The 25818-nt window shown below is 38.5% G+C and carries 25 protein-coding genes and 1 riboswitch; of the genes, 15 read left to right on the plus strand and 10 right to left on the minus strand.

From position 1 onward, the window contains the following. Nucleotides 1–233 precede the first annotated feature (233 nt). On the plus strand, nucleotides 234–2423 hold the full coding sequence (locus ACFQ19_RS17485) for a type IA DNA topoisomerase (protein ID WP_379593955.1): 2190 nt from the start codon (nucleotides 234–236) through the stop codon (nucleotides 2421–2423). Between the two features lie 148 nt (nucleotides 2424–2571). On the opposite strand, the gene ACFQ19_RS17490 is transcribed toward ACFQ19_RS17485, so the two are convergent. After that, on the minus strand, nucleotides 2572–3753 hold the full coding sequence (locus tag ACFQ19_RS17490) for a metal-dependent hydrolase family protein (RefSeq protein WP_379593956.1): 1182 nt from the start codon (nucleotides 3751–3753) through the stop codon (nucleotides 2572–2574). 338 nt (nucleotides 3754–4091) lie between these two features. On the opposite strand from ACFQ19_RS17490, the gene ACFQ19_RS17495 reads away from it, so the two are divergent. Together ACFQ19_RS17495 and ACFQ19_RS17500 are read left to right on the plus strand one after the other, a co-directional pair. Further along, complete coding sequence (locus ACFQ19_RS17495) at nucleotides 4092–4778, plus strand: helix-turn-helix domain-containing protein (RefSeq protein ID WP_379593957.1); 687 nt, start codon at nucleotides 4092–4094, stop codon at nucleotides 4776–4778. Continuing rightward, on the plus strand, nucleotides 4759–5364 hold the full coding sequence (locus ACFQ19_RS17500) for a PIN domain-containing protein (protein WP_379593958.1): 606 nt from the start codon (nucleotides 4759–4761) through the stop codon (nucleotides 5362–5364). The genes ACFQ19_RS17495 and ACFQ19_RS17500 overlap by 20 nt, the downstream gene beginning before the upstream one ends. Before the next feature lie 120 nt (nucleotides 5365–5484). On the opposite strand, the gene ACFQ19_RS17505 is transcribed toward ACFQ19_RS17500, so the two are convergent. Then, nucleotides 5485–6636: an anti-sigma factor gene (locus tag ACFQ19_RS17505; RefSeq protein WP_379593959.1), complete on the minus strand. Its 1152-nt coding sequence runs from the start codon at nucleotides 6634–6636 to the stop codon at nucleotides 5485–5487. Beyond that, nucleotides 6620–7123 (minus strand): sigma-70 family RNA polymerase sigma factor, encoded by a 504-nt coding sequence (locus ACFQ19_RS17510; RefSeq protein ID WP_379593960.1) that lies wholly within the window; start codon nucleotides 7121–7123, stop codon nucleotides 6620–6622. Before ACFQ19_RS17510 ends, ACFQ19_RS17505 begins: the two co-directional genes overlap by 17 nt. A gap of 235 nt (nucleotides 7124–7358) precedes the next feature. Between ACFQ19_RS17510 and ACFQ19_RS17515 the strand changes: the two genes are divergently transcribed. The 3 genes from ACFQ19_RS17515 to ACFQ19_RS17525 all read left to right on the plus strand — a co-directional run bounded on the left by ACFQ19_RS17515 (nucleotide 7359) and on the right by ACFQ19_RS17525 (nucleotide 9846). After that, complete coding sequence (locus tag ACFQ19_RS17515) at nucleotides 7359–7769, plus strand: HI0074 family nucleotidyltransferase substrate-binding subunit (protein ID WP_379593961.1); 411 nt, start codon at nucleotides 7359–7361, stop codon at nucleotides 7767–7769. Further along, nucleotides 7759–8082, plus strand: a complete 324-nt coding sequence (locus ACFQ19_RS17520; protein ID WP_379593962.1) for a nucleotidyltransferase domain-containing protein — start codon at nucleotides 7759–7761, stop codon at nucleotides 8080–8082. Before ACFQ19_RS17515 ends, ACFQ19_RS17520 begins: the two co-directional genes overlap by 11 nt. 222 nt (nucleotides 8083–8304) lie before the next feature. After that, nucleotides 8305–9846, plus strand: coding sequence for an AbgT family transporter (locus ACFQ19_RS17525; protein WP_379593963.1), 1542 nt, complete (start codon nucleotides 8305–8307; stop codon nucleotides 9844–9846). Between the two features lie 236 nt (nucleotides 9847–10082). Here the strand turns inward: ACFQ19_RS17525 and tnpA are convergent, their stop codons facing one another. Further along, a complete protein-coding gene (gene tnpA, locus ACFQ19_RS17530; RefSeq protein ID WP_379593964.1) occupies nucleotides 10083–10514 on the minus strand; it encodes an IS200/IS605 family transposase in 432 nt (143 codons plus the stop codon). A 157-nt stretch (nucleotides 10515–10671) separates the two neighbouring features. Between tnpA and ACFQ19_RS17535 the strand changes: the two genes are divergently transcribed. The 6 genes from ACFQ19_RS17535 (at nucleotide 10672) to ACFQ19_RS17560 (ending at nucleotide 17950) form a co-directional block, all read left to right on the plus strand. Then, a complete protein-coding gene (locus tag ACFQ19_RS17535; protein WP_379593966.1) occupies nucleotides 10672–12456 on the plus strand; it encodes a sigma 54-interacting transcriptional regulator in 1785 nt (594 codons plus the stop codon). A 138-nt stretch (nucleotides 12457–12594) separates the two neighbouring features. After that, a complete protein-coding gene (locus tag ACFQ19_RS17540; protein WP_379593967.1) occupies nucleotides 12595–13788 on the plus strand; it encodes an iron-containing alcohol dehydrogenase in 1194 nt (397 codons plus the stop codon). A gap of 32 nt (nucleotides 13789–13820) precedes the next feature. Continuing rightward, entirely contained in the window at nucleotides 13821–15143 is a 1323-nt protein-coding gene (locus tag ACFQ19_RS17545) for a GntP family permease (protein ID WP_379593968.1), read from the plus strand. 24 nt (nucleotides 15144–15167) lie between these two features. Beyond that, nucleotides 15168–16628 (plus strand): CoA-acylating methylmalonate-semialdehyde dehydrogenase, encoded by a 1461-nt coding sequence (locus tag ACFQ19_RS17550; protein ID WP_379593969.1) that lies wholly within the window; start codon nucleotides 15168–15170, stop codon nucleotides 16626–16628. A 230-nt stretch (nucleotides 16629–16858) separates the two neighbouring features. Then, entirely contained in the window at nucleotides 16859–17458 is a 600-nt protein-coding gene (locus tag ACFQ19_RS17555) for a short chain dehydrogenase (protein ID WP_379593970.1), read from the plus strand. Nucleotides 17459–17530: 72 nt separating this feature from the next. After that, the gene (locus ACFQ19_RS17560) at nucleotides 17531–17950 is read left to right on the plus strand and encodes a hypothetical protein (protein ID WP_379593971.1); all 420 of its coding nucleotides are present in this window, start codon (nucleotides 17531–17533) and stop codon (nucleotides 17948–17950) included. Between the two features lie 77 nt (nucleotides 17951–18027). Here the strand turns inward: ACFQ19_RS17560 and ACFQ19_RS17565 are convergent, their stop codons facing one another. The 4 genes from ACFQ19_RS17565 to ACFQ19_RS17580 are packed head-to-tail and all read right to left on the minus strand — an operon-like array spanning nucleotide 18028 to nucleotide 21566. Then, on the minus strand, nucleotides 18028–18804 hold the full coding sequence (locus ACFQ19_RS17565) for an energy-coupling factor transporter transmembrane component T family protein (RefSeq protein WP_379593972.1): 777 nt from the start codon (nucleotides 18802–18804) through the stop codon (nucleotides 18028–18030). Beyond that, a complete protein-coding gene (locus ACFQ19_RS17570; protein ID WP_379593973.1) occupies nucleotides 18801–20378 on the minus strand; it encodes an ABC transporter ATP-binding protein in 1578 nt (525 codons plus the stop codon). The genes ACFQ19_RS17565 and ACFQ19_RS17570 overlap by 4 nt, the downstream gene beginning before the upstream one ends. Further along, a complete protein-coding gene (locus ACFQ19_RS17575) occupies nucleotides 20356–20964 on the minus strand; it encodes an ECF transporter S component (RefSeq protein WP_379593984.1) in 609 nt (202 codons plus the stop codon). Before ACFQ19_RS17575 ends, ACFQ19_RS17570 begins: the two co-directional genes overlap by 23 nt. Beyond that, nucleotides 20964–21566, minus strand: coding sequence for a YkoF family thiamine/hydroxymethylpyrimidine-binding protein (locus ACFQ19_RS17580; protein ID WP_379593974.1), 603 nt, complete (start codon nucleotides 21564–21566; stop codon nucleotides 20964–20966). The genes ACFQ19_RS17575 and ACFQ19_RS17580 overlap by 1 nt, the downstream gene beginning before the upstream one ends. A 102-nt stretch (nucleotides 21567–21668) precedes the next feature. Continuing rightward, a riboswitch (TPP riboswitch) is annotated at nucleotides 21669–21772 on the minus strand. A gap of 189 nt (nucleotides 21773–21961) precedes the next feature. Here ACFQ19_RS17580 and ACFQ19_RS17585 point away from each other — a divergent pair. From ACFQ19_RS17585 to ACFQ19_RS17595, 3 genes are all read left to right on the plus strand, one after another. Beyond that, nucleotides 21962–22894, plus strand: coding sequence for a D-2-hydroxyacid dehydrogenase (locus ACFQ19_RS17585; protein ID WP_379593975.1), 933 nt, complete (start codon nucleotides 21962–21964; stop codon nucleotides 22892–22894). 202 nt (nucleotides 22895–23096) lie between these two features. After that, the gene (locus ACFQ19_RS17590) at nucleotides 23097–23852 is read left to right on the plus strand and encodes an SDR family NAD(P)-dependent oxidoreductase (RefSeq protein WP_379593976.1); all 756 of its coding nucleotides are present in this window, start codon (nucleotides 23097–23099) and stop codon (nucleotides 23850–23852) included. A gap of 200 nt (nucleotides 23853–24052) precedes the next feature. Next, on the plus strand, nucleotides 24053–24676 hold the full coding sequence (locus tag ACFQ19_RS17595; protein WP_379593977.1) for a TetR/AcrR family transcriptional regulator: 624 nt from the start codon (nucleotides 24053–24055) through the stop codon (nucleotides 24674–24676). Between the two features lie 73 nt (nucleotides 24677–24749). Here the strand turns inward: ACFQ19_RS17595 and ACFQ19_RS17600 are convergent, their stop codons facing one another. Next, on the minus strand, nucleotides 24750–25028 hold the full coding sequence (locus tag ACFQ19_RS17600; protein ID WP_379593978.1) for a hypothetical protein: 279 nt from the start codon (nucleotides 25026–25028) through the stop codon (nucleotides 24750–24752). A 79-nt stretch (nucleotides 25029–25107) separates the two neighbouring features. Then, complete coding sequence (locus ACFQ19_RS17605) at nucleotides 25108–25581, minus strand: PH domain-containing protein (RefSeq protein WP_379593979.1); 474 nt, start codon at nucleotides 25579–25581, stop codon at nucleotides 25108–25110. Between the last annotated feature and the right edge of the window lie 237 nt (nucleotides 25582–25818).

Raw genomic sequence — 25818 nt, forward strand, 5'->3', positions numbered from 1 at the left:
TACAATCACCAATGAAGCTAGTTTAACCACCCAGTGGAATATTATGAGTCACGAAGAGCGGCTTATACTGTTCATCGATGCGATATCATTGCAGAGAATGAAAATGTAAATCCATTAGAAAAAATGTACAATCTATGGCATAATGGAATCATATATCGAACGAATGTTTCCAGTGAGAAATGAAGAACGTAAACGAATGAATTCAGCTTCAAAAGAAAGGCGATGAATGTGAAATGGGAGTCCAATTAATACTGGCAGAAAAACCATCTGTTGCAAAAAATATAGCAGATGCATTAAACATAAAAACCAAGAAAGATGGCTATTTTGAAGGGGATAATTATGTAATTACCTGGGCTTTTGGCCATCTTGTCGAGTTATATGATGCAAAGGACTATGATGGGAAAATGCGCAGCTGGAAGATGGACAACTTTCCGTTCATTCCTTCTGAATTTAAATATAAAGTGAAAAGCAATCCCAGAAATCGGGCGCAGACAGACGGTGGAGCAGCCAAACAGTTAAAAACGATTTACGCACTTATGAAGCGAAATGATGTGGAAGCCATTATTTCCGCGTGCGATTATGACCGGGAAGGACAGTTGATTGCGGACAGTATTATCTACCGGGGTGGGAAAAGACCAAAGGCAAAAGTATATCGCCTGCTTTTAAATGAATGGACGCAGAAGGAAGTACTGCAAGGATTGGAAAATCTCAGGGCCAACAATACAATGCAGCCGTTACGGGACGCAGGAGTCAGCAGACAATGGGCCGATTGGGTCATTGGTATTAACCTGACATCTGTTGCAACATTAAAATATCAACAAGGGAAAAGCAAAGCATTAAATATCGGGAGAGTCCTTCTTCCGACCTTGAAAATCATTTATGATCGTGACCAAGAGATTAAACATTTTAAGCCGGAAGATTATTTTAAACTGACAGCAACTTTTCAAACTGCAGCAAATCAGGAATATGAAGGTACTTACACGGAAAATAAAGAAGATAAATTCAAGAAAAAAGAATTGTTGGAGCCGATTAACGAAGCAATACAAAACAAACAAGCAGTCATTACCGACAAGCAAGTGGAGAAGAAGAAGGAATTTCCGCCGTTTTTATTCAACTTATCTAATCTGCAAGGCTTTATAACGAATAAATTCAAGGGATGGACTTCCGATAAAGTGTTAAAAGTAGCGCAGTCCCTTTATGAGAAAAAGCTGATTACCTATCCGCGTACGCCTAGTACGGCATTAGAGGAGAGTTTAGTTGGAAAAACAGCTCATGTGTTGAAAGTGCATTCGGAAGACCTTCCTTATCAAGATGAAATTAAATTTATGAAAACCAAGCGTGTTTTTAATAATGCGAAAGTAGAAAGCCACAGCGCTATTATTCCAACGTATATGAAATCGAAACGACTGTCAGCTGATGAAGAAATCGTTTATACAGCTATTAAAAACCGCTTCATTATGCAGTTTATGCCGATTGCTGAATATGAAGAGACAAAGATAACTACTAAAATTGTAGAGGTGGATTTACCTGGTGTTTTCCAATCAAAAGGAAAAGTACAGCTCGTTGAAGGCTGGAAAAAGGTAGAGAAAATCCAGTCAAAAGATACGTTGCTTCCGGCTGTGAGTAAAGAAGAGCGTGTCCATGTTGCAGGCGCTGAAGTTACTTCTCATGTAACCAAGCCGCCAAAGTATCATACGGAAAGAACATTGCTTCGTGTTATGGAGACATGCGGGAAAAATTATAAGGAAGATGAAAACGAAGAGGTGCCGGAAAGTATTTTAGCCGGTTTCAGTATTGGTACAGCTGCAACCAGAGCGGAAACCATCAAAAAATTGAAGGATGTAGGCTATATTGCGGCGGAAAAGAAACATCTGCATTGTACCGAGCTCGGCAATCGGCTTGTGGAAACCTTTCCTGTGAAAGATTTATTCGATTTGGAGTTTACGGGACGGCTGGAAAAAGCATTATCGGATATTCAAAAAGGAGAAGGGAGCAAACAGGAATTTCTCCGGCTTATATTTCGTTTTACAACAGAATCGGTGGACACCATTAAGCATGGAGAGGAAGTTACAATTCATAAGGTAACAAGTACGAAAGCAACCAATGAAGTATTGGGAACATGTCCGGCATGCGGCGGCAAGGTGACAGACGGCTATAAAGCTTTTGGCTGCAATAATTGGAAGAAGGGCTGTACATTTGCGATTTGGAAAAATGATAAATATTTAGCTTCGATGCGCAAAAAGCCGACGAAAACCATGGTGAAAAAGCTGCTGAAGGAGAAGGAAGTCTTTGTGAAAGGGCTGACAAGTAAAAAAGGGAAGAAATTTAATGCTTATTTAAGTTATGAAAAGAATAAGGAAAATGACTATTACAGCTGGAATATGGCATTTTCTAAGCAGACCGGTTCAAAACAGGAGGGATAGAAGGTTAGAGGATTTGTCGCCGCCCTAAAAGCATTTTGGCAGTCTGGTTTATCCTGGAAATAGCGAATAAAATAGCACACATTTAAAAATGCCTGGACAGGAAAGATAGCATTTATCTTTCCTGTCCAGGCTCTTTATTATGGAACGCTTATTCAACTTTCCTGCCTTTTTTATAAACCACTTTATCTCCCTGAACAGCTGTAATATCCTCCAATGGATTTTCTTCTATCACAATAAAATCAGCAAGCTTTCCTGATTCAATGGAACCCGCAAAGTCGTTGATTTTAAGCAATTCTGCTGCACGAACAGAAGCGGACTGCAATGCTTGCAGAGGTGTTAAACCGGCATTAACCAGCAGTTCAAGCTCTTGGGCAGAGCCATTTTCAAAATCGTTATAAGCCGTCCCGGCATCTGTTCCCATTGCAATAGGAATACCAGCTTTGGCTGCTCTGCCGATACTTTCAATATGCGCTTCCTGAACCGCGAGTGATTTTTTCACCATGAAATCAGGCAGTTCATCCAGATGCTGACTGATCGCCCATGGCGCCATCAATGTCGGGACAAGGTATGTGTTGGTATCGAGCATCATCTGCATGGCTTCATCATCTAAATAAATACCATGTTCAATTGAATCGACACCTGCGCGGATAGCATTTTTGATTCCTTCCGTCCCTTGGGCATGTGCGCAGGCCGTATAGCCTTTGTGATGCGCTTCATCTACTGCAGCGCGCATTTCTTCCACGCTGAGTTGCACATCATCCGGTGTTTCTCCATCCATACTTACGCCGCCGGTGGCCATGACTTTGATATTTCGTGCTCCGTTTTTGATATTGGTACGTGCGTTTTTACGAATCTCATCTACACCATCTGATTCCCAGCCAAGTTCTACACCATGTCCGCCAGTCATTACGAGTGCCGGACCGGATCCGATAATGCCGGGTGCCGTTATTTTGTTTTCCTTTTCCAATTTAGACAGCTGTAAGTCGATGTTGTCGGAAGAACCGACATCTCGCAAATACGTAACACCGTGCTTTAAGAGTTTATTTAAATTGTGCGCTGCAATATACGTGTTTACGACTGCTCCTGTTTCAGCAGTACTGACGGAAGAAAGGCCGCCAATTTTGAAGAAAGGATCTAACATTATATGTGTGTGTGCATTGATTAAACCCGGCATGACGTATTTGCCTTTTAAATCGATGGTTTGCTCTGCGATTGCTGTTTCTTGGCGGACAAAACGGCCTGATTCTGTATCTGCCATAAAGTCCATGGTTTCAAATGTTGTATTGTTACCGGTAAATACCTTGGCATTTGTGAATAAAATGGTTGTCATTCTTGGTCTCTCCTTGTTGTTGGTTTTCTAAGGGTGTGTGCAATATTTTTTACAGTACAAAATAATATAACATAAAAGAAGCGAGAATAGTGGAATAGTGATTTAATTTATTCATTAAAAATGGATAGGTATATGGACGTTTTGCTTTTTCTCCTATTAATTGGTTACATTGGAAGGGTCGCAAAATAAGTATAATCCTAGATGATAATTATAAAAATTACCTTGAATGGAAATGATTTAAACAATATTTGTTGAGTTTGTTGGAATTTTGTTGAGCTTATTGATTATTTATGATACATTATATAATATAAGTAATGTATCAAGAATGAGGTGTTTTGATGAGCGCTAGAAGAGATGAAGAGCAAGAGCTTTTATGGGATGCTGTGGAAGAGTTAATTCAATATGATAAATTAAAAGCCCAAGCAGTATTAAAAGCGGCTATTGAAAGGTTATTCATACAACTTAACATGAGTACGACACTTATTTCTGATTTACATTTATCTATACAAAATGAAGAATCTATACAAGCGATTAGATGTTTAGACAATGAAATCAGAAAGAAAACAGTTGAATATATTTCTGAACCATCTTACGAAACCATTTTAAATTATATTGAAAAAATTAGTGAAATGACGGAAAATCCACAAGTTATTTATAAAAAAATTGTGGCCTCTATATGGATAGAGGAAAAAAATCAACCTCACTATATAATGGAAAGAAAGCCTGCTTATCTTCATGAAATAGAAGAAAACGATGAAAATAGTACTGCTGGAGAAAATAAAAAAAAGTTTTATACAACAAGTGAAGCTGCAAATAAATTAGGGTTAAGTGATCAAACCATACGTAGAATGTGCGAAAGAGGTAAATTCAAAAGAGTTTACCGATCAGAAGGCGGACATTGGCGAATTCCTGAAGATAATTTTGTTACAACAAGAGAGCAAGATAATAAAGCAAATACTATTTTAGGGCATCTTGACAGGAAAAATCAGGAAGCGGATGACGTCGATGAATTCAATCTTTCATAGAGATAAGCCTCCTAAAGTTTTTTTAGATACAACAGTTATTTGTGGTGCGATACGAAAAGACGGAATAAATAGAAATCTTTTGAAATTAGCTCGGATGACGGATTTGTATCATCTTGTGCTTTCCAAAGTTTGTTTGTTTGAGTTTGTGAGAAATGCAATTAATGGTATTGGAAGAGGGAGTAAAGAAATAAAATACGAGATATGGGAAATAGAAAAATTCATGTTTGATTTTATATATCCAATACTTGAAATTTATGAAAAATTACCAGTTAATAGTGTAGTAGGTAGATACAGTATGGAAACGAGACGGAGAGAAAATCAGCCAATTGGTAAAGTATTATCGGAATTAACTGGTTTAAATCATGAAAAAGCTAAAAGGTTGGCAATAAATCAAACGAGCGAAATGAAAATTCCTTTGAATTATTATGATCAGGAAGACTTCCATGTATGGGCGGCAGCTATTCAACAAAATTGCCAATATATCATAACAACAAATACACGAAGATTTCCATCACAAATTGGAAAAATAAAATGTATGCATCCAGCAGTTTTTTATCAATATATAGAGGAATATTTAAATTACTAAGCTCTATTAAATTAAATAGCTATTCGCTAAAAGATTTTTTTCTAAAGTATATAAGAACCATCTTTTGATTGGTCGCTTTAAAAACTGCCAACCAATCAAAAGATGTTCGAGAAGGTGTTTCTATTCACTGTCTATCCAATTCCAAAGCCTTGTTTCATCCAGCTGCAATGCTGAAATCGCATCATTATCCCGTAATTCTAACAGTTCCTTTGTCGGGCCGGTAACAACCACACCATAGTGATGAATGCCATTCTCCTCCAAATAGTTCAACATATCCTCTGCTGGCATATCCCCAAAAGTCATTTTGTCAGCCATTTCCTCATGGTCTGAAAGAAACGCCAACACTTTAAAAAATTGTTCATGCAGGATCGCGCTGTCTCCTTCTTCATAAGCAGGAGAGGAGCTTGTTTCAGAAACTGTTCTTGTGCCAAACCAACCGTCTTCTTCCTCGATATCATCTGTCCCCATGTCTTCTTCCATCCAGATGGGCGCAGCAGGAAAGCCAAACAGAAATGGTTCGGAAACATAGGTATCCATACTACCTTCATGACTGTCCCGATAGGCTCCTGCTTCTACGCCGAACCATAGAATGTTTATATTGTAATCATCCAAGAGGGTGAATACGTCATCGGTTTCCAGCAGCTCATCGAAAGAAATATAAGCAGAGGACACGGTGCCCTCAGGTAAATTCTCCAATTGATTCCAATCAGATTGCCGTGTTTCATTTGCTTCAGGTAAATAAAAACCAGGAGCAGCGGAATTATCCTCTGAATAAGATGTGTTTTCCTGCGATCTTAAATAGGAAAAGAAAAAGGATGATTCCGATTGACCAACTTCAATGATTTCGTCACCAACTTGTTTTTGTCTGGGGGTTTCTACATCCAAACTGAAAAAGAAATTCCCTTGCGTGGAGGAATGAGAGAGATTGCCATAAGGATCGGTCAGTGCATAGGTATAGTCGGTTACATTTCGTATGACATCTGCTCTATCCGGCGTTCCCCAGGCATAATAAATACTAGTGCCAATAGTGCTGATAAAAAAGATACCAATACCTATCATAAATACATAGAAGGTCGTCTGGATGCGTGCTTTCCATTTCCCCTTTCGCAGGATTTTCTGTTCGTTGTTATGAGAAGGCTTCTTCTGTTGATTTTCTTCCTGCTCATAGATATTTTCAAGCCTATCCAGTTCTTTTTCGAATGCTTCTCGTTCCTCAGCTGTTAATTCTCCTTTTTCATAAGCCTTTAGTTTCTCTTCAAATGTTTTCGTCATTATTATTCTCCTTTCTCTGCCTGATTGCTTGTCTGCCGCGGAACAGCACTATTTTAAAATGACCGAGCTTTATCTCCATAATTTGCGCAGCTTCTTTGTAAGAAAGTTCATGTATATCATGAAGAAGCATCGCGGTTCGCTGTTTGTCAGGCAGCTGATCCATCAGGGTTAAAACTTCTTGTACTTCTTCACTTAAAATGATTTGCTGATGGACGTCTGTTTCCTTTTTCGGTAATTGCTGAAAGAAATCGGATTCGGTGACGACATTTTTTCTATGTTTTCGGTAATAATCAATATAAGTACGATAAGCTACGGTGAATAGCCAGGATTTCACATTCTCATTCTGATAGAATTCTAGATACAGGTATGCGCGTAAAAAGGTTTCCTGAAGCAAATCCTCCGCTGTATAGGGATCACGGCTCAGAGAAAGAAGGAAGCGGTAAATATCTTGAAAATAAAATTGGTAAATGGAATCAATTGATTTCATATGTCCCTCCTTTCTGTCTGTATATAACACGTTTTAGATTTAAAATAGTTACAGGGTTGTCTAAAATAAATTATATAACTGTTGAAGATTATGTTAAACATCGGATAAATAATATGTTGACATTGCTGTTCGTACGTTTCACATTGGTTTGCTCATACAGCTTGCTATATAGTAAAATACATAGCAATAAGAGTGTCGTGTTCTACAATGCAGGGAGGCGTTATTTATACTTGAAATGGAGTCGGTGCAGTGTTTAGATAACTTGGAAAAAACATTTGTAAGACTGGAAGAGGCACTAAAAGAAGACAATTCGGATGATTTGTATATCGATGGTACAATTCAACGTTTAAAAACTACTGTTGAAATTTATTGGAAAACACTGAAACGAATGTTAGAAGAACAAGGAATTGAAGCAAAATCCTCGAGAGAGACACTAAAACAAGCCTATGCGGTAGATTGGATTCAAAATGAACAATCTTGGTTACAAATGCTCCATGATAGAAATGAAACCTCCCATGTATATGATGAAGAAAAAGCAAGAAATATTTATGAAAATATTGTTGGTTATTTCCCTGAAATGAAGAAGACTTTTACGTTTTTAAAAGAGAAGTATCAGGAAGACAGGAGAGAACCCCATGATGATTGAGCAAAAAGTAAAGGATCAATTAGCTGACGCAGGCCAACGTATCAATACCATTCAAAAAATTATTCTTTTTGGATCCAGAGCTGTTGGAGATTATACGCCAAAATCGGATATTGATCTAGCATTTGTTGCTCCAAATATGACGAAGGAGGAATGGGTAGAATTAACGTTTACTTTAGAAGAAGAGTTAGATACATTGCTTTTTTTAGATTTGATGAAGTATGAAGATGCTTCGGAAGATTTAAAAGAGGAGATTATGAAAAATGGAAGGATAATCTATTCTGAAGGAGCCGTTTTTGACAGGGAATCTTCTTAGACTCTTCACAGTGGATTGTCGGAATTAATGTATTGACTTTAGGAAGAAAATGATATTTAAATAGAGGATGTGATAAAACTAATTTTTAGAAAAGAGGTAGAAATATGAAGTTTCAATTTACAATTACACGTCATGTAACAATTGGGAATGGTATGGTTATAAATAGAGGAACCGTTTTGGAAGAGTTATCAGTATGGACCAATAACAAAGGAAATAATCTAAATGAAATCCTCTAAAGTGAATAAAAATAAAAGATTAAAAGGCAAGTTCGATATACTTTCTAAAATAGAAGGCTTTGGTAATAAACTTCCAGAACCGTATATGTTATTTGTTTTCTTTATCATTATTTTAATGATTGTCTCGGTGATCCTGTCAATTTTTGAAATAACTGTACTTGACCCTAAAACATCTGAAGAGTTAGAAATCCGAAGTCTATGGTCAAGTGAAGGGATTGAATTTATGGTTACCAGTTTAGTAACCAATTTTACAGCTTTTGCTCCATTAGGTGTTGTATTGAGTGTTCGTATTGGAATTGGCATTGCAGAAGGGGTAGGACTTTTAGAGGCTGGTATTAAAAAGATTATGCTTTCTTTTCCAGCAGCTATTTTACCGTATATGACGATATTTACAGGAAATCTCGCTACAGTAGCAGCTGATTCTGCCTATTTAATTTTACCTCCTCTTGCTGGTATGATCTATTATTCGTTAGGAAGAAACCCGATTGCCGGAATTATCACAGCGTTTGTAGGTATTGCTTCCGGTATTGGAACTGGCGTGTTAATTCAAGGAAATGAGGCTATTCTTGCGAGTCTGACAAATGAAGCTTCTGCATTAATTAGTGACAATGCACCTGCTGTTACGCCAGTTGATAACTACTATTTTATGGTTGCAGGGGCAGTAGTAGCTACACTGGTCGGCGGCTTTATTTCACAAAGGATAACCGAGCCGCGATTGGGTCCTTATAATGAAAATATTAATTATGAAGTGAACCCAGTTACGAAAGATGAAACCATTGCCTTGAAATGGGCTATGTATGCAGGAATAATCTATCTTACTCTCGTTGTCATAGCGATCAGCTTACCTGGATCTCCCCTTAGAAATGCAGAGGGAGGACTGGTACCCTCTCCATTCTTAGATGGGATCCTTACATTTATCATAGGACTCTTTTTGGTTATTGGTGTTACTTATGGAATTAAAATGAAACGGATTCGAAATACCCGGGATGCTGGTAGATATATGGGAGAGGCTATCTATAATATGCGAAATTTTCTCGTCTTGATTTTATTTATTTCACAGTTCATTGCCTATTTTGAATGGACACGAGTTGGGACATGGTTTGCAGTAAATGGGGCAGAATTTTTAACTTCTGTTGATTTTACTGGCTTTTCTGTCATCATAGGCTTAATATTTGTCACGACGATTGTTAACTTTGTGATTACTAGTGGAGCTGCGCAATGGGCCATATTCTCACCAATTTTCGTACCTATGCTTTTGCAGCTTGGCTATCACCCGGCTTATGTACAAATGGCTTATCGAATTGGAGATGCATCGACAAGCATGATGTCACCGCTAAATCCATATATCGTTATGATTCTTGAATTTATGAGGAAGTGGGATAAAAATGCAGGTCTGGGTACAATTATTTCTCATGCTATCCCTTATGTCATTTGTCTATTGATTTCTTTAACACTTTTATTTTCTTTATTTACATGGCTTGGTATTCCAATAGGCCCGGGAGTTACGACCAATGTAGATGTGCAATAGGAGGGCAGACAATGATTAGGAAGAAGTTATCATTATTGATTTAGGACTAATTGATGGGGTACTAGCATAACTTGGAGATGTCAAAGTAGCCGGTGTAGACAAACATAATGATGCTTAAACAACCACCTGCTAAAGCAGGTGGTTTTGGACATAAATGTCAGCGACTAAAGTCGCTCTTCAGGCTGAAGTCTTGCTCAAAGTCCTTAAGCTGAAGCATATTCAAAATAAGACTGAACTCACTCTTCAATTTTGAATTTATCGTCTTTATTTTCATTGAATTGATTAGCTATATAGTTTCTTATAATCTCTTCCGTTACTGTTCCAACTGTGGCGCAAAAGTAACCTCTTGCCCACAAATGCTGCCCCCAATATCTTTTCTTTAGTTCTGGAAATTCATCCTGTAATAACCTTGATGATCTTCCTTTTAGATATTGCATGATTTTACTTGGTGCGATGCTTGGGGGACAAAATAATAATAAATGGATATGATCTTTACCAACACTTCCTTGCAGGATAGTGATTCTTCTTGCTTCACAACCTTGCCTAATCAATTCTCTTGCTCTTACTGCTATATGACCTTGCAACACCTTATATCTATACTTCGTTATCCATATAACATGATATTTGATGTCATATACTGCGTGACCGCTTTTTCTATATCCGTCCATACTATCACCTCTTTTGTTAGTATGGACAAAAAAGATAAGGCTTAAAGCGGATACCGTCTAAAGACGGTGGAGTTAGAACACGCATCTATAAGTTAAAAAAACATAAAATGTTAATAAAATCCAGTTATTTCGCATTATATTTAGGAGGGAAAGTAATATGTTGCAAATGAATTCACAGGAGCAATTAAATGAAGTGGATAGCCAAGCTGGAAGATGGATGAAAAATAATCCAGAAGTAATATATATAAATGAAACTGTAGAAGCTGCTGCAGAACTTTTTAGTGATTTAGCAGTCGAGTTCCTACCAGTCGTTGGAGAATCGATGAGTCCAGTAGGAATAATTACATCGAGAGCAACTCTGAAAGCATGTTTGCAAGGAGAGAGGGAAACGTCTATCGCGAATTATATATCACAAGAAGATTTTTCTATTATTAGAAAAGATGAGTTCATTATAGATTTCTATGAAATGCCATATTCCCATTTTTTTGTTGTCAATGAGAAGCAACAATTGATAGGTATACTAACAAGAAAAGAAATACAACAATGCTTATCATCCTATATGAAAGAATTAAATCAAACTTTTCATACTGCAGAAATATTGGATGTTATTCTTGAAAGGGCTTACGAAGGAGTTGCTGTTGTTGACCAAGAAGGAATAATTGTTGAGTTTAATGAAGCGTACAGTAGTTTTACTGGAATCAACCAGAAAGATGCTGTTGGGTGCCCGGTACAGAAGATTATTGAGAATACTAACCTGCATAATACGGCTAGAAATGGGTTACCGGAGCGAGGAGTTATTCAATATATTCAGGGGCAACCGATGGTAGTACATCGTATTCCAATCTGGAGAGAAGAAAAATTGGTGGGTGCAATAGGGATGCTAATTTTTGAAGGAGTGACGGAATTATATCAAATTTATAATCGGTTTTTGGAAAAAACAAAGCAGACTCCAGTAAACAAAAATCAAATGAAAAAGCCTTTGCAGGAAAACAGAATAGAGCATGCATCGATAGAGAAAATTAAAGGATCTAGTAAGCAGATAACAGACTTGAAGCGGATTACTCGAAAAGTTGCTAAAACATATGCAACCGTTTTAATAACAGGAGAAAGTGGAACAGGGAAAGAATTGATTGCTAAGAGTATTCATGAACTTAGTTATTATCAAAATGGACCATTTATCAGTGTAAACTGTGGTGCAATACCGGATCAACTGTTTGAGTCAGAGTTATTTGGTTATGCAGATGGAGCCTTTACAGGTGCGAAAAAAGGCGGGAAACCTGGGAAATTAGAATTAGCTAAAGGCGGAACTCTTTTATTAGATGAAATTGGCGAAATGCCTTTGATGATGCAAACGAAATTATTGCGTGTACTGCAGGAAAAAGAATTTGAGCGAGTAGGAGCAGTACAAAAAGAAAAGCTAGAGGCACGAATCGTTGTAGCAACAAATCGGAATTTATTAGAAATGGTTCGTGACGGATTATTTCGGGAAGATTTATATTATCGAATTAATGTTATTGAAATCCCGATACCGCCGTTAAGAGAACGGATACAAGACATCCCTGTATTGATTTCTCATTACTTAAAGAGTCTATGTAAGAAATATGATATTCCAGAAAAAGAAGTAACACCAGAAGCAATGACTGTCTTTATGAATTACGCCTGGTATGGAAATATAAGAGAACTAATAAACACGATGGAAAAATTAATTATTTTGGTTGAATCAAATGTGATTGACGTAGACCACATCCCAAATTATTTAAAACATTTTGATCTGTTGGAATCCCCTTATATTTTCCAGCAGGAAATGAAGAATAAAGAAAAAGAAGTTCTGATGAAAGCGTTGGAAGAGAACGAAGGAAACAAATCAAAGGCAGCGAAGGAACTTGGGATGCATCGTACGACATTATACAAAAAAATGAAAAAATATGGTTTGTATAAATAGTGTAGCAATATGAATACATCTTTTCGATAAAGTGTAGCTTTTTAGCTACACTTTTAATTTAAACCGCTTACAATAAAGCGGTTTAAATTTGGCATAATTTTTGCTTCTAAAAAGTGAAAGAGAAAAGGAGTGATAATTATGGGAGAGAGTCATGTGGTTCGTACCCCACAGACCGTTCATTATGGGAAAGATGCTTTTAAAAAGATAGGAATGGAAGCATCGATAAAAGGTAAAAAGACACTGATTATCAGTAACCGTATAATGGAGAAGCTAGGTTATGTTAGTGAATGCAGAGATTTACTTTTGAAAGAAAGAATTGAAAGCGTTGTCTATTTAGGGGTTGAATCAGAACCAACTGATATTTATGTGGCAGAGGCATTGGAATTATGCCAAAAAGAGAAATGTGATGTTGTTATTTCTGTAGGAGGAGGTAGTTGTATCGATACTGCCAAGGCAGTGGCAGTTGCTGCAACAAATGGTATTTATATTGGTGAATATATGGGAGGAAACAGAGAAATAGAACAACAACCCCTCCCACATATAGCTGTACCAACTACAGCTGGGACAGGTTCAGAAGCAACAGATGTTACCGTAATCACTGATACTACAAATGATGTTAAGATGATGATCAAGCAGCCATTATTAATGCCGAATGTAGCCATTGTAGATCCTGTTCTAAGCATGTCTTCACCAAAATCTGTTACATCTGCTACAGGGATTGATGCTTTAAGTCATGCGGTGGAAGCTTATATTTCAAAAAAAGCACAGCCCATGACAGATATGCTGGCATTATCGGCAATTGAAAAAATCGTTAACAATATAAAGCCTGCTTATAATGAAGGAAAAAATGTAGACGCACGGGAGGCGATGTCTATTGGTTCCATGCAGGCGGGAATGGCTTTTTCCAATTCTTCTGTGTGTTTAGTGCATGGTATGTCCAGACCAATTGGAGCACTGTTTCATGTTCCGCATGGAATTTCTAATGCTATGCTTCTTCCAGCTGTACTTGATTTCAGCAGAGATGACTGTGTAAATCAATTAGCTGATTTAGCCCCATTATTTGATGCAGAGGCAGAGAAACTTTCTAAAGAAGAAGCTGCAGATCTTACAGTTTATGAGGTGAAAAAACTGTGCTATGAGTTAGATGTTCCTAATTTACAAGGATGGGGAATCGAAAAGGAGAAATTTGAAGCAGTTGTCAGTAAAATGGCGGAGGATGCACTTGCAAGTGGCAGTCCACAAAATAATCCGAGAGTACCAACAAAAGAAGAAGTGGAGGAACTTTATTACGTTTGTTTCTCGTACCAGTTTAGTGTAGAGAAAATGTCATAATAGATGGGTTGATATCAAGGGAGACAAATGGGATGGAAATAATCAGCTTTATCGGATTGATAGCTGCACTTGCTTTGCTTGTTTATCTGACAATGAAGGGCATCCATATTATCGTTGCTGCATTAATCAGCTCGGTAGTTATTGCTGTTACAGGGGGACTCAACTTAGAGACAGCATTATTGGATAATTATATGACTGGTTTTACAGAATATTTTGCTTCATGGTTCTTAGTATTTTTACTTGGAGCTATTTTTGGGAAATTTATGCATGAAACTAAATCGGCTGAAAGTATTGCACAATGGATTAAAAAGAAATTTGGCGTCAAACGGGCCGTGTTTGCAGTTGTAGCGGCTGCAGCAGTGATGACATATGGCGGGGTAAGCTTATTTGTAGTTGGTTTTGCGGTTTATCCAATTGCTGTTTCTTTGTTTCGAGCGGCCAATCTACCGCATCGTTTTATTCCTGCTGCACTTATCTTTGGTTCTATTTCGTTTACGATGACTGCACCAGGTTCACCTGAAATTCAAAATATTATTCCGACTGAATTCTTTGGAACAACACCAACAGCAGGCGGGTGGATTGGGGTTTTAAGTTCTTTGCTTATTATGATTGCCGGTGGATTATACCTTGGATCAATAGTAAAGAAAGCTGTGTTCAACGGAGAAGAATTTTCTCCTCCCAAAGCCGTTCTGGAAAAAGAGGAAGCAAATACGGAGGATAATGCCACACAAGAGTTACCGAACATTATAGTTGCTATTGTACCGTTACTTTTAGTAATCGTTTTACTAAATATACTAGGACAGTTTATGAATCCAACAACGGCATTGTTAATTGCTTTGATTGTAGGGATAGCTGTTTCCTGCCTAACAATGATGAAATTTCTTAAAGAATTTTGGAGCTCAATGGCAACAGGAACACAAAATGCGTTGATTGCACTGGCAAATACTTGTGCAGTTGTTGGTTTCGGGAGTGTTGCAGCTGAGGTATCAGCCTTTGATACATTGATAACTGGACTGGTAAATCTGCCTGGTCCGCCATTATTGGGGCTAGCTATCGGAGTTACGGTTATTTGTGGAATTACAGGTTCGGCCTCTGGAGGGTTAGGAATTGCACTGCCTATTCTTGCACCTATTTATCTAGCTCAAGGAGTAGATCCTGGTGCGATGCACCGTGTTTCTGCATTAGCATCGGGGGGGCTGGATTCTCTTCCACATAATGGTGTTGTTGTGACAACAGTAAGAGCTATTTGTGGAGAGACGCATAGTCGAGCGTATAAACCGGTTCTCCTTGTAAGTATTCTTGTTCCAAGTATCGTATTAGTATTGGCGATTGTACTCTACACCCTTATTTTATAAAAATGATTTTAGGAGGTAATTTCATTGACACAAGCAACAGTAGAAACTTTAAAAAATTATGTAGGTGGAAAATGGATTGAAACGAAAACAGAGAAAACAGAAGATGTTGTTAATCCGGCAACTGGAGAAGTACTTGCTTATGTACCGTTATCTACATTAGAAGATATAAACCATGCAATAGAAACAGCAGCAGAAGCATTTGAAACGTGGAAAGAAGTTCCAGTTCCTAAACGTGCACGAATTCTGTTTAAATATCAGCAGCTTTTGGTAGAAAATCATGAAGAGCTGGCAAAATTGATTACAATTGAAAATGGTAAAAATTTTGCAGAAGCGTATGGAGAAGTACAAAGAGGAATCGAAAGTGTAGAATTTGCAACAGGAGCACCATCATTGATGATGGGAGAACAGCTTGCTTCGATTGCAACAGAGTTAGAGTCTGGGTTGTATCGCTATCCAATAGGGGTTATTGGAGGAATAACACCATTTAATTTTCCGATGATGGTACCATGTTGGATGTTCCCTTTGGCGATTGCTACTGGAAATACATTTGTGATGAAACCTTCTGAACGTACGCCATTGCTTGCTAATCGTCTAGCAGAGTTATTGGAAGAAGCTGGCCTGCCAAGTGGTGTATTTAATATCGTTCATGGCGCACATGATGTTGTAAATGGATTATTAGATCATTCGCAAGTAGCAGGGATTTCATTTGTTGGTTCGCAGCCGGTAGCCGAGTATGTTTACAAACGTGGAACAGATAATTTAAAGCGGGTTCAAGCTTTAGCAGGCGCAAAGAATCATTCAATCGTGTTACGTGATGCTAATCTTGATAATGCTACAACACAAATTATGAATGCAGCATTTGGTTCAGCTGGAGAACGTTGTATGGCGGCCTCTGTAGTAGCTGTAGAAGACAGCATTGCAGATGAATTTATCGAACTTTTGATACAAAAAGCCAATGAAATTCAAATTGGAAATGGTTTAGATGAAGGGGTTTTTCTTGGACCATTGATACGTGAGAACCATAAAGAACGTACGTTAAGCTATATCGAAGCTGGACTAGAAGAAGGTGCTAATTTGGTTCGAGATGGTCGTAAGGATGAAACTGTAAAGGAAAGAGGCTATTTTGTCGGACCGACTATCTTTGATCATGTTACTTCAGAAATGAAGATATGGCAGGACGAAATTTTTGCTCCAGTATTATCTATTGCTCGTGTGAAAGATTTAAGTAAAGCAATTGAATTTACTAATCAATCTCGCTTTGCTAATGGAGCATGTATTTTTACGAGAGATGGAGGAAGCGTTCGTCAATTTCGAGAAACGATTGATGCAGGAATGCTTGGAGTTAATATTGGAGTGCCAGCGCCAATGGCGTTTTTCCCTTTTTCTGGATGGAAGGATTCATTTTATGGAGATTTACATGCCAATGGGAAAGACGGATTGCATTTCTATACAAGAAAGAAAGTTATTACCACAAAATGGGTATAGGGCAAAAGGAGGAGTCGCTGTATTTGACAGCGACTCCTTTATATAACGAATACAGGCCTTTATAATCTTTTTATTGGATTTCATGGTTTAAGCACAATTTGAAAAGAAAGAAATTTTGATTTTAATTCAATAATTATAAAAATCCGATTATTTAAAATCTATGCAATTTATAGAGCACTATGAGATACTATACACAGACAAATAGAATTATATTTAAAGGGGAGATAAACATGAAAATACTATTAGTAGGAGCAACCGGATCCATCGGAGAAGTTGTGTATGAAGAGTTTAAGGACGATGCAGAAATCATTCAAGCCAGCAGGAACGCTTCGGATTACCCGATCGATATGACGTCGGAAGCGAGCATAAAAGCGCTTTTTGAAAAAGTGGGGCAAGTAGATGCTATTATTTGTGCAGCAGGTTCCGCACACTTTGCAACAGTAGATGAATTGACACCGGAGCAGAATATGGTTGCTGTAAATAGTAAGCAGCTGGGGCAGGTAAATTTAGTATTGATAGGTCAACATTATCTAAAGGATAACGGAAGCATTACATTGACAACTGGTGTCCTGATGGATGATCCATTAAAAACAGCTTCCTCTTCAGCGATGGCAAACGGCGGTGTATCAGCATTTGTGAAGTCAGCAGCAATTGAAATGCCGCGCGGGATCCGGATTAATCATGTCAGTCCATCCATGCTTGAGAAATCGAAAGAAAAGTATGGGAAGCTATTCCAAGGATTTGAGCCTGTTTCTTCCAAGCGAATTGGCCTGGCTTATCGAAAAAGTGTGTTTGGTGCGCAGACTGGACAGGCTTATAAGGTTTACTAGTCTATCTTTTGTAAGATGGAAAAAGGAATTAAGGGAACGTAATAAACGTTTGTTAAAAAAAGAGGTGTCTCTATGGAGCTTATCGGTATTTTAATTACTGCTGGTATTGTCTATTTCCTGTACAAAAAAAGGGTGATAAAAAATATTCGATTTCCCGTTATCAAAGTTGGATTTGTTACCAATCACCTGAAAAACAACCAGTTACGCATCCGCTATAAAAAATTTAATGGTATTTCCAATCATATTTTTGTTGTAGGTACAAATCAAAATGTGCATTTTGATTATGATGTCGTAGTAGAAAAGGGCTCGCTTGAATTAACATTCAGGCAGCGAAGGAATGTCGTTTTCCATAAAGAATTTCATCAGAGCGAAAAGGGATCTTTTTCTTTTACATCTTCACGGAAGAATTGTATGTTACTTGTTATTGGAAAACATACAAAAGGAAGCTGTCAGGTGGAATTGGATAGAGCAGATGAAGAAATCGCCAATTAGCTTCTCTTTCTATTTAGTTAGTAAAACAAGGAAGAGGTAGATTGCCTATCATGCAAGATCTACCTCTTCCTTATTAATTAACCCTGCCCGATCAGGCGAAGAAATCCAAGCTGATCCGATATAAAGAAGGCGAAACATAAGGCGACGAACATGGAAATGAAGAAAATCCAGTCTTTACTCGATATCGTTAATTGGTGATAAAAGGTGCGGTTGCGTTCCCCGGTAAACCCTTTGGATTCCATTGCAATCGCCACCCGCTCTGCCTTTCGAATCGAACTGGCAAGCAGCGGGATAATATATTGTTTGTTGTTCTGCCATTTTTGACGAAGCCCTTTTGTTCGCTGTACGCCGCGTATTTGATGTGCTTGCCTGATTAAATTAAGCTCCGTTTTAAAGGTAGGCAGAAAACGGTAACCTGCTAAAATACCATAGGTCAGTTTAGGGGAGAGCTTTGCCTGCTGCATTAAACTGAGCATAAATTTAGTCGGATCCGTCGTCAGGGCAAATAACAAGGATAATGAGATAAAGCATAACGATCGTAATGCCAGGCTGATTCCGACTTGAAAGCTTCCGGAGGTGATCTCGAACCATAGAAACTGAAAAACTACCGGACCGGTATTGTAAGATTCATCGGTATAAAGCATAGTCATCCAAGCCAGTCCAATGGCAAATAGTGAAAGCGGAATAAAAAACAATAGCCATTTTTTTAATGGTATATTAGTGAAAAATAAAGTTAGCATCAATATATATATCAAGAAAATAAGCGGCGTGATCATATCGAAAGCGAAACTTAATAGAATGCCTGGAATTAAAACTGCCAGTGCTTTTATCGTCGGATTAATCGATTGAATCATGGAACAATCGCCGCTTTGCTAGAGAACCTTTTATGATAAGGAGATCGAAGTCTCGCCTTATTTAAAAGCGGAGTCTGTTCCCATAAGTAATCAGGAGCCCCATCAAAAGCAATGCCGCCTTCGTTCAATACAACTGCCCGTTGGCAATGTTTGGCAACTAATTCCATATCATGGGTTACGATCATGACAGCAGTTCCTTGCTCTCTCAAATTGTGAATAATATCCAGCAGCTCCTTGGTCGTCTGATGATCCTGCCCGTACGTTGGTTCGTCAAAGAATAATAGATCAGGGGTTTCATCCAGCATGGTTGCCACACTTAAGCGCCGCTTCTGGCCGCCGCTTAACATAAAAGGATTACGAGCCTGATGCTTTTCTAAATGTAATAATTTCAATAAGGCAGAAGCTCTGCTTTCCAATTGCTTTGCCGGCATGCCATTTAATTGCATACCAAATGTTATTTCCTGATAAACGGCGTCGCGTATAAACTGATGTTCCGGCTGTTGAAAAACAAAACCGGTCCGTTTTCTTAATTCATGTTCTGACCATGCATTTAGATTTTTCTGATGCAAGGTTATCTGACCGTCCTGAGGCTGTTTTAATCGCGTGAGCAACTGCAGCAATGTAGATTTGCCCGCACCATTCTCACCTAAGATTGCCATTAATTCACCTGGATAAATAGAGAACGACACATAATTTAAGATCGATTGTTTTTTATATTGAAAAGCGAGCTGATCAACCTCCATAATAGGTGCTGAATCGTATTCATGAATGGCTGGTAATGCTTGCTCCAGTTCTTTCCGATAGGCCGGCGGAAAGGCAATATGATGGGCGTGCAATTCCTCCCGATAGGCTGAAAAAACCGTAGCTGGCTGATCATCGATAACTACTTGGCTGGCATGGTTTAATACCAGCATCCGATCTGCATAATCCACCCAATCTTCAGCTTGATGTTCAATGACCAGCACCCCTTGCTGCAATTCCTTTTGAAGCCGCATTATAGTTTCAATGAATTCAAGTCTGGAAACCGGGTCTAAATTGGCTGTTGGTTCATCTAAAATTAAATAATCTGGTTCCATCAGCAATACAGAGGCCAAGGCAATTTTCTGCTTCTGTCCTCCTGATAAATCATGGATTTTATGATAGAGAAAATCTTGCATGCCTACTTGTTTTAGTGCTGTTAAGATACGCATATACATTTCTTCTCTTGGTATGGCCATGTTTTCTAAGACAAAAGCTAATTCATCCTCGACACGAATCATACAAAATTGACTCTCTGGATCCTGAAAAACAATGCCGACCTTTTGGTTAAGCTTGCCTTTTGCGTAATCTTGTGTGGCTCTTCCTTGAAAAAGAATCTCGCCTTTCGTTGTTCCTTCTACAGCTTCTGGGTATAGCCCATTAAGGCAGAGGGCAAGAGTGCTTTTACCCGCACCGCTCGCCCCCATCAATAGAGTAACTTCATCCGCATAAAGAGAAACAGTAAGCTGGTTGATAACGGCTTCTGCTTGATCTTGATAGAAAAAAGAAAAATCATTCAATTGGAATAAAGGGTTACGATGCGCTTGATTGCTCATGTCGCTTCTGCCTCTCCTTTCCTAACGGGTAACCGCTCAGTGCTCCTGTAGCTGCTAATTGATCGGCGATATATTTTCCTAATAAACCGGCAATCAGCGCACCACTAATAACACGGGTAATAAACATGGCGATAACAAGCCAGTTCGTATAGGCGTCATACCCGGACATAAAGTAAGCATAAGGAAAGCTTACCGTGGCTGCCAACATACCTGACAGGATCAAAACTCGCAGGCGGTAATCTTTCCACCTTGTGAGAGCAAAGCCAAGTTCTGCGCCAAGACCTTGTACCATACCGGATAAAATCAAAGTTGGTCCTGCAGTAGAGCCGACTAACACCTCTGTTAGTGCTGCAATGGTCTCTGAGGTAAAAGCTACCCCGGGTTTTCGAATAATATAAGCAGCAATAATCGAGACAATAAACCAGACACCAAAGATGAGCTCATAGCTGAGCGGTCCCAATCCAAACGGTGTCAAGACGCCGTACAGCACATTTCCCACTCCGAAAAAAGCAAGGTAGATCAGTCCAAAAACAACTCCAAGAATGGACATCAAAACGATATCTTTCAATTTCCATTGTTTCATGATTATTGCTCCTGTTCTTTTGGATTAGAAGGGCTGTTTGCTGAAATCGTAAACGTCATCGTCACATGTGAAACTACATCCTGCACCTGCTCGAAGGATTGCTGTAAAACGCGGAAAATATCATGCACATCCCCGTCTAATCTTGTCGCATAATGGGCGTGACTGACAGACACTTCCGTAGTTTTGGACCAATCGATCTGCTGATATATTTTTTCCATATAATCTTCTTCGCCTAAAGGATATAGAGAGAATTTACATCCGGCTTGCTGCTGAACCGCTTTCGAAGAGGATTCATTCATCAGCTCGTTACTCTCATCCATATAGACATCAGCCGTTGAGTCGCCAGGGCAGCCGATGGAATACGTGCCGCTCATCGCGACATGCTTCCCTGTTTTAGCAGCATGAAGAAAAAGCGCTTTTGTAACGTCAAAAATATGCACTCTTTTGCCTCTGATACATGTCGTTACATCATCGGTTGATTTCCACACCTTTGACATGTCAACTTCTTCTAATGTTGATAAAATAACCTCCGCAAAATCATCGCTCATCGGAAACAGCGTAAATTGACACCCTGCAATTCGACTTGTACCACATTCGATCGTCATTTCCATACCTCCAATAATATTTATCCATAAAAAAACTGCACTCCGATGGGAATGCAGTTTGTACGTATGTATGAAAAATGTAGCATCAATAAAACGATTGACATACGGTCCACTACACTTCCCCACGCTGGTATTATCCAGATCGGGTATTAAGGGTCAGGTTTTCACCTTCTCAGCTATTTAAAAAAGCTCCCCTAGTGAGATTCGGTTTATGCAGTTGTTATGGTAATTCATATCATATCTAAATTAGTATAAGTTGTAAAGAGGCTTGAGAACCTTCAAAATTTAATACGATCATCTCTAATAGGATGATGTTTTTATATAAAAGCATTATATTGAATATTTTTAAAAAATCAAATAATCCTCTATAATAAAAAAGGAGAGGGGATGTTAATGTGGATATTCAAAAAATAGTTATTGTCAGCCCGATGATAAAGGAATTAAAAGAACACATAGAACAATATAAACTAGACAAAAACATTCGTTACGTAACCGAAGATGTTTTGACTGAAGAAGACCTGGATTGGGCAGATGTTTTTTGCGGTTTTCAAGTACAGAAAGATACTGACTATAGTAAAGTAAAATGGGTACATTCTCTGGGAGCCGGCGTCGATGGTTTTTTGTATCATCAGGACTGGAATGAAAACGTATTATTAACGCGGACCGTTTGCTCGTTTGGGCAGCGTATTGGAGAGTATTGTCTGAGTTATATTCTAAAGGATACCCAAGAACATGCCACTTTTGCAGCACAGCAGGAGAACAAAGTGTGGCGCGAAGTTACTCCTGCGCTATTGGATGCGAAAATAGCAGTGATTTATGGAACCGGCGAAATTGGCAGTACAGTAGCTAATATATTGACGGGGTTTGGAATGAAGGTGTATGGCATATCTTTAAGCGGGAAGCAGAAGCCGGCTTTTGAACAAGTGGCAGCTGCTAGTTCCAATAACTCGTTGATGAAAGAAGCTGATTATGTCATAAATACATTGCCATTAACCGATAAAACAGCTGATTTATTTGATAAATCATTCTTTAACCAAGTTGGGCATATCGGGTTTATCAATGTGGGCAGAGGAAAGTCTGTCGTTGAGGACGACTTGATAGAAGCAATCGATAAGGAGCAGGTGCGATTTGCGGTGCTGGATGTTTGCCGCGAAGAGCCGTTGCCGGAAACGCATGCCTTTTGGAGGCATCCAAATATAACAGTCACGCCGCATATATCCGCTGTGACGACTGCTAAAGAAGCGGCGGATTGTTTTGTTGATACACTGCATAAGGTTGAAGCGGGAGAAGTGTTGGAAAATAAAGTAGATGTTCAAAAAGGATATTGAAAATATTTTTACATGTATTGCTATTTACAGAGTCCAAATGCGAATCAATGATTACAATTTTGACGATGTATAAAAAATAAAACTCCTCAGAAACTATACGATGTACATTATGTTTTGATGTTTATTCATACAAAAAAAGGGAAATATACAATGGGTGTAGGAAATTGTATGTTTTAAGAAGTAGTTCAAGGAGGAGTTTAGATTGAGAGTACAAGATAAAGTAACGCTCATCACAGGAGCTGGAACAGGTATTGGAAAAGAAACAGCTCATTTATTTGCAAAAGAAGGCGCAAAGCTTATTTTGACAGATGTCAATGTGGAGGGTATACAAGAAACAGAAAAAGAAGTAAAGGATCTTGGAGCAGAGGCTATTTCGATAAAGCATGATGTCAGTCAGGAAGCGGATTGGCAAGAAGTTGTTCAAAAAGCAGTGGACCAGTTTGGTACAATTGATGTCTTGTTTAACAACGCTGGTATCTATATTATTAAGCCAGTCACCGAAATTGAATTAGATACATGGAATAAATTAATGAATATCAATGTGACAGGTACTTTCTTAGGTATGAAACATGTGCTTCCAGTGATGCAGAAGCAAAAAAGTGGCTCCATTATCAACGCTTCTTCTGTTGCAGGACTTGGCGGAGCTCCTGGACATGCATTATACGGTGCAAGCAAAGGAGCAGTCCGTATTATGAGTAAGGATGTTGCGATGGAAGTTGCTAAAGATCAGATTCGTGTGAACTCTATCCATCCCGGTTATATTGATACGCAGATGGCAGATTATGGCGCGGAGCAACAAGGAAAATCTACGGAAGAAGTTGGAGAAGGGTATCCGCTTGGCCGTTTAGGAAAACGGGCTGAGGTAGCGAAAACGGTGTTGTTCTTAGCATCGGATGATTCTTCTTATACAACAGGTGCTGAATTTCCGATTGATGGCGGAGCAACGAATTCCCTTTAGGAGAATGGATTAAGTGATAGAGAAGAGGCTTTGACATAGCAGGTCAAAAAAATTCCGGTTGTCCAAATGAGATAATCGGAAATTTTTTTGTTTTGGTTTATTGTCAGTTGTATGAAGTCATCGCATTATTCATGACAAACTTGCTGCATATCCGATATAGTATAGATAGATATGTCTAACGTGATAAGAGGCGAGTGAATATGACAAACAAAGAACCTAAACTGACGAAAAAACAAATAGCGATACTAGAAGCGGCAACGGATTTATTTGCAGAAAAAGGCTATGCAGGGACTTCAACGAGTGAAATTGCCAATAAAGCAGAGGTAGCAGAAGGAACGATTTTTAAGCATTTTAAATCGAAAAAAGGACTGCTGCTGGCGGTTGTTTCGCCAATGATGGTGAAGTGGATTGCCCCCATGATAAAAAAAGATCTGAATAAGGTGCTTGATCAGGAATTTGAGTACATTCAAGATTTTATTCGGGCGATGATTGAAAATCGAAAAGAATTCATCCAAAATAATTTGCCGATGTTAAAAATATTGGTGCAGGAAATTCCGTTTCATCCCGACCTGAAAGAAAAGTTTATTGAATATGTGGGAAATGATGTTTTTGATAAGCTGCGAGAAATTGTCACGTATTATCAAGAAAAAGGGCAGCTGGCGGATATAAAGACGGATGCCATTATACGTACGGTTGCTTCGTCTATTTTATCGTATATTGTAGCTCGTTACGTGTTTCTTCCGGAAATCAATTGGGATGAAGAAGAAGTAGAGACAGAAAGAATTATACAAATATTGGAGAAAGGAATTATACAGAAAGCATAGTGCTTGAATGAAAAATTCCTCAGATTTTCACGTTCATTAAAAGTCTGAGGAATTTTTTCAGTTTATCTATTTTTTACTCCCGATTTTTCTGCTTCTCTTGGATTGGATATAAAAGATAATAAAAGAAGATGCCTGTTAAAAAGGAAAGAATACAACCCAAGAGAGACAGGTGAGAATAAAAACCGCCTTGACTTGTTTCCATCTCAAATAGACCAGTTCCAAAGATAGTAGCATGGATAGGTATACCTAAAATAGAAAACATTTTCAGGATAAAGGGCGCGCAAAGGATGATTACAACATAAATCATAACAAAGCCGAACCCGCATAAAATACTCTGCAGTATTTTCATCATGCATTGCCTTCTTTCAAATAAAAAACTTTACTCCGTGGGCATTTTACGGACGCTTCTTTGTGAGAAAAAGCAATTTATATTATTCCTTTAACATGTACCATCTGTCAAATGCTTTGCACCATTCGATAGGAAGATGATTTACCCTTGTATGCATAACAGGCTTTGCACGATTGCTTATCACAATTGAAGTTAATCCAAGCTTTTGCTGTACGATATGACGTGTCAGCTGTAATTCCGATATCTTCTTTCTCTTTGACAGAAAGAATCTTGTGTTAAATCCACCAGTCTTGAACTGGACACATGTCTTGTTTAACTTATAGCGGGTTTGATAAGAAGAAAGCAGTCTGGACATCATTATCAGAGTGAAAAGAAGGAAAGAAAGTATCCACCAAGGTATTTTCAAACTATAAAAGTCAGGTCTGACAAAATAAAATAAGGCTGTTGCTATCATCCATACCCAGCTGGGCTTTAATATCCGAAGCAACCAAGCTTTTTTAGGCAAACGATTCATTTCTGAAGTTATCTGATAAGTCGGTAACATCTCTTCAATCATTGTGTATGCTCGTTTGACAGGGAGAAAAGGATATAGTCTGATCACTTCTGTATCTTCATTGCCTGTGCTTCCTGCGCAAATCAGTTTTATTTCGGCAAGGCCAAGGGCTCTTTTTAAAAGATAAGAAAGTATATAAATTTAAATCTACCACAGTGTGAAACACTGTGGTAGATTTAATGTATGGAGACGAACATTCTAAAACGCATCTTATTTGATGAACAGGGACATTGGGAGAGC

Origin of the sequence: Oceanobacillus locisalsi (assembly GCF_042675985.1) — a bacterium.
GTDB classification, from domain to species: domain Bacteria; phylum Bacillota; class Bacilli; order Bacillales; family Amphibacillaceae; genus Oceanobacillus; species Oceanobacillus locisalsi.